This window comes from Nitrosophilus sp. (genome assembly GCF_982775275.1).
Genome location: NZ_CEXZHP010000126.1, coordinates 1 through 4,502, shown reverse-complemented (window position 1 = coordinate 4,502; position 4,502 = coordinate 1). Strand labels below are relative to the sequence as shown.

Annotated in this window: 5 protein-coding genes; all 5 read left to right on the top strand. The window is 29.1% G+C overall.

Going from position 1 to position 4,502, the window contains the following annotated elements:
* The first annotated feature begins 2 nt into the window (after positions 1-2).
* Genes estV through AC30RD_RS06580 form a run of 5 tightly spaced genes read left to right on the top strand, consistent with a single transcriptional unit; the run spans position 3 to position 4,385 of the window.
* The gene (estV, locus tag AC30RD_RS06600; protein ID WP_489493592.1) at positions 3-689 is read left to right on the top strand and encodes an EstV family lipase; all 687 of its coding nucleotides are present in this window, start codon (positions 3-5) and stop codon (positions 687-689) included.
* Positions 676-945, top strand: a complete 270-nt coding sequence (locus tag AC30RD_RS06595; protein ID WP_489493591.1) for an acylphosphatase — start codon at positions 676-678, stop codon at positions 943-945. Before estV ends, AC30RD_RS06595 begins: the two co-directional genes overlap by 14 nt.
* Before the next feature lie 19 nt (positions 946-964).
* Positions 965-2,392, top strand: a complete 1,428-nt coding sequence (locus AC30RD_RS06590) for a Mur ligase family protein (RefSeq protein WP_489493590.1) — start codon at positions 965-967, stop codon at positions 2,390-2,392.
* Between the two features lie 9 nt (positions 2,393-2,401).
* On the top strand, positions 2,402-2,533 hold the full coding sequence (locus tag AC30RD_RS06585) for a hypothetical protein (protein WP_489493588.1): 132 nt from the start codon (positions 2,402-2,404) through the stop codon (positions 2,531-2,533).
* Positions 2,514-4,385, top strand: a complete 1,872-nt coding sequence (locus AC30RD_RS06580; protein WP_489493587.1) for a TRAP transporter large permease subunit — start codon at positions 2,514-2,516, stop codon at positions 4,383-4,385. Before AC30RD_RS06585 ends, AC30RD_RS06580 begins: the two co-directional genes overlap by 20 nt.
* Positions 4,386-4,502: the final 117 nt, after the last annotated feature.

The window sequence follows — 4,502 nt, the reverse complement described above, 5'->3', positions numbered from 1 at the left end:
TTTTGATAAATTATGAGATATTAAATATAAAAAATAGAAAAAATATCATTTTTTTGCATGGATGGGGGAGCAATAAAGAGGTTATGAAAAGCGTTTTTAAAAACTGTTTTAAAGATTTTAAACAAATATATATCGATTTACCGGGTTTTGGAAAATCAACTAACGATTATGTTTTAGATAGTAAAGATTATGCAATTATCGTGGAAAAATTTTTAAATAATTTAAATATTAAAAAAGATATTATAGTAGGACATTCTTTTGGCGGAAAAGTTGCAACGCTTTTAAAACCAGATCTTTTGGTTTTATTAAGTAGTGCAGGTATTTTGGAAAAAAAGCCTTTAAATATAAAAATAAAGATTTACATTTTTAAGCTTTTAAAAATTTTTAAAATTAAAAAGATTAAAGAGTTTTTTGTATCAAAAGATGCCAAGGGGATGAGTGAAAATATGTATGAAACCTTTAAAAAAGTAGTAAATGAGGATTTTAGCGATATTTTTAAAAATTATGAAAAAAAAGCGTTGATCTTTTGGGGGAAAGAGGATAGGGCAACTTCTATAGAGAGTGGGAAAAAGATAAATTCTCTTATTAAAAATAGCAAATTTTACTCAATAGAAGGTGATCACTATTTTTTTATAAAAAATTTTCAGTTTATTTGCGAAAAAATAAAGGAAGAGTATGAAAAGTTATAGATTTTTAATAAAAGGAAGAGTTCAAGGCGTCTGGTATAGAAAATATACAAAAGAGGTTGCTGATGAGCTTGGTATAAGCGGGTATGTAAGAAATCTTCCAAATGGCGATGTAGAAGTGGTGGCTAGTTTAAAAAAAGAGCAATTTAACGATTTTTTATCTGCGCTTATGAAAGGTCCTCCTTTAGCAAGAGTGGATAATATAGATATAGAAGAGATTGCACAAGAGCAAAAAGATGGTTTTGAGATAATTAGATAAATTAATTAAAAGGTTTTAAATGCTTAAACTTTTTCATTTTTTAGAACATATTATTTTTACTTTGGCACTTGGATATTATCTAATATTAAATCTTCAATGGTATAACTATCGGTTTAAAAGAGTGATTTTACATCATCACAACCCTTTTTTACATATTTTTTTATTTTTAATGCCTCTGTTTTTATATATAGCTTTTAGAGAATTTTTTTTCCCTTTTTTAATAATTTATATTTTATATCTATATTTTTGGCAAAAAAAGCTTGATAAAAAACTCTCCTTAACTCCAAGAGTAAAAAGATTTTTTCTCGCTTTGCTTTTTTTTACTATTTTTTTGGATACTTTATGTTTAGCAAAATTTAATTGTAAAGTTTTTAGCACCATCTTGCCTCTTTTATTGGCTTTAGTGGTTTCAAATTTTATTGAGAGCTTTTTATTTAAAGCTTATAAATCAAAAGCTTTGGAAAAAATAAAAAAAATAGATCCTATCATAATTGCAGTTACCGCAAGCTATGGAAAAACAAGCATAAAAAATTTTTTATACCAGATTTTGTCAAAAAAATATAAAGTATATAAAACTCCAAGAAGTGTAAATACGATTGGTGGAATAATAAAAGATATCAACGAATCTTTAAATGAGGCAGATATTTATATTGTTGAAGCTGGAGCAAGAGAGAGAGGAGATATTTATGAAATTAGCTCGTTTTTAAATCCCCATTATGTAGTAATCGGAAAAATCGGACCACAGCATATAGAGTATTTTAAAACTATCGAAAATATTATTGCCACAAAACTTGAGATACTCTCTTCAAAAAGAGTTAAAAAAGCTTTTATTTATGATGAAATACCTATAAAGGATAACGAGAAATTTATAAAATTTGGTAAAAATATAAAAAACATAAAAGCGACTTTAGATAAAATCTCTTTTGATTTGGAAATTGATAATAGTTTATATCATTTCGAAGCTCCTATTTTAGGTGAGTTTAACGCTATAAATTTAACTGCGGCTATTTTAGTGGCTAAAGAGTTGGGGATCGGTATAGAGGATATTAAAGAGGCATTAAAAAATATAAAAGGCGTTGAACATAGACTTAATAAAATAAAAGTGAATCAAAAGATAATAATAGATGATAGTTTTAACGGAAATTTAGAGGGAATGATCGGCTCTTATGAACTTGTTAAACAGTATAAAGGCAGAAAAATTGTGGTAACTCCGGGTATTATTGAAAGCACTAAAGAGGCAAATGAAAAACTTGCAAAAAAGATAGATGAAGTTTTTGATTTGGTGATAATTACGGGAAAAATAAACAAAGATATTTTGGATAAAAATATAAAAAGAGCAAAAAAGATAATATTAAATGATAAAACAAAACTTCAAGAAGTTTTAGCAAAAAATACAAAACCCGGCGATCTTATACTTTTTAGCAACGATGCACCATCATTTATGTAGGAGAATATTTTGAGTCAATTTGAAAATTTTATGTTGGAATTTTTATCTATAGTTATTTTGGTTTTTTTGATAGTGGCGTTACAAAAAATTTTTGAATATTTTTACAAAAAAAGGATAGATAGTGAAAAACTGGGGGATTAAACTCTCATATTATATAGATAAATTAAGCTATTTTTTCGCCTCTATTTCAGCGCTTTTTGCTCTTTTGTTAGCGCTTTTGGTATTTTACGACGCTTTTATGAGATATCTGTTTGAATCGGGGTCAATCGCTCTTCAAGAGCTTGAGTGGCATCTGTTTGATATTATATTTTTGTTTGGTATCGCTTATACCTTAAAACATAATAAACATGTTAGAGTTGATATATTTTATGAAAGATTTAATAAAAAAACAAAAGAGTATATAAATCTTTTTGATAATCTTTTTTTAATTTTACCTTTTTCAATAATAGTTATCTATTATGGAGTGGATTTTGTTTTACAAAGTTTTTTCCAAAACGAATCTTCGGGAGATCCTGGGGGATTGTGCTGTAGATATATCATAAAATCTGCGATAGTTGTCTCTTTTTTGCTTTTACTTTTGCAGTCTTTATCTGAGATTATTAAATCTTATCAAAAAGTTAAAAACATAAAAATTGTTTTACTTTTTATGCTCCTTTTTTACGGATTGTTATTTTTATTTAGTTTGGATTTTTATTTTTGGATCGAGCCTTCTATTTTGATGTTTATTATTTCGTTGATTTTGCTTATGCTTGGATTTAGGGTAGCTTTTGTGTTTGCCATAGTCGGAGCTATATTTGCCATTATTGATTTTGATCTTTCCTTAGATATTTTTAAAATGCTTCCTTTAAGAATATACGGAATTATGCAAAATTTTACACTTATGGCCGTCCCTCTTTTTATATTGATGGGTCTAATACTTGAAAAAAGTGATCTTGCAAGAAAACTTTTGGAAAATATGGGTGCAGCCTTTGGTGAGATAAGAGGGGGATTGGCAGTTAGCATCGTAATAGTAGGGGCGATTTTAGCAGCGGCTACGGGTATTGTTGGTGCAAGTGTAGTTATGATGAGTATCATTAGTTTGCCTATTATGATAAAGTATGGTTATAGCCGTTCTTTAGCCTCTGGAACAATTGCAGCAAGCGGAACTCTTGGCCAAATAATTCCGCCATCTATCGTTTTAATAATTTTAGGCGACGTTATGAGTATAAGCGTTGGTGATCTTTTTAAAGCGGCTATAGTTCCAGGTTTGATACTTGTTGTTTTATATATTTTATATATTTTGGCTTACTCATTTTTAAAAAAGGATGTTGCACCTCCTGTTAGACTTGAGAAAAAAGTAGAGAAAAAGGAACTTTTTTTATCTATCGTCCCACCCTTTTTACTTATTTTTGCTGTTCTTGGCTCAATTTTTGCAGGTATAGCTACTCCTACGGAGTCCGCTGCTATGGGTGTAGTTGGAGCGCTTATTTTATCGATTGCAAATAAGAGCTTTTCTTTTTCTATGTTAAAGTATGTAACTTTAGAAACCGTAAAATTGAGTGCGATGATATTTATGATTTTAATAGGTGCAACCGCTTTTAGTCTCGTATTTAACGAGCTTGGAGGAGGTGAGTTGGTTCACTATTTTTTCAGCGAAGAGATAGCCAATAGATGGTTATTTATAGCAATTGCCATGCTTAGTATATTTATTCTTGGTTTTTTTGTGGATTTTGTTGAGATATCCTTTATCGTAGTTCCACTATTTGTGCCCATTATTCATACTTTTGGGATTGATCCGGTTTGGTTTGCTATATTGATAGCTCTAAATTTGCAAGCAAGTTTTTTGACTCCACCATTTGGATTTTCTCTGTTTTATCTAAAAGGGGCGGCAAGTTCCCTTGTTAGCACAAAAGATATATACAAAGGAGTGGTTCCATTTATCCTTTTGCAAATTGTCGCTTTGCTTATTTTAATATTTTTCCCTTCAATTCTTAAACTAACATTATCCCATTGAACCATAGATAAATTAGATGTAACTTTTATTTTAGCCATAAAATTCAAATCATTTAATTTAATCTTATAACCCCATTTATATTCTGGCTCTACCTCTCCTGCACTAATCTCTGACTCT

Bases quoted from the DNA above. Each gene is read 5' to 3' on its own strand.
- AC30RD_RS06595 (WP_489493591.1), top strand. From the start codon at position 676: ATGAAAAGTTATAGATTTTTAATAAAAGGAAGAGTTCAAGGCGTCTGG.
- AC30RD_RS06590 (WP_489493590.1), top strand. From the start codon at position 965: ATGCTTAAACTTTTTCATTTTTTAGAACATATTATTTTTACTTTGGCA.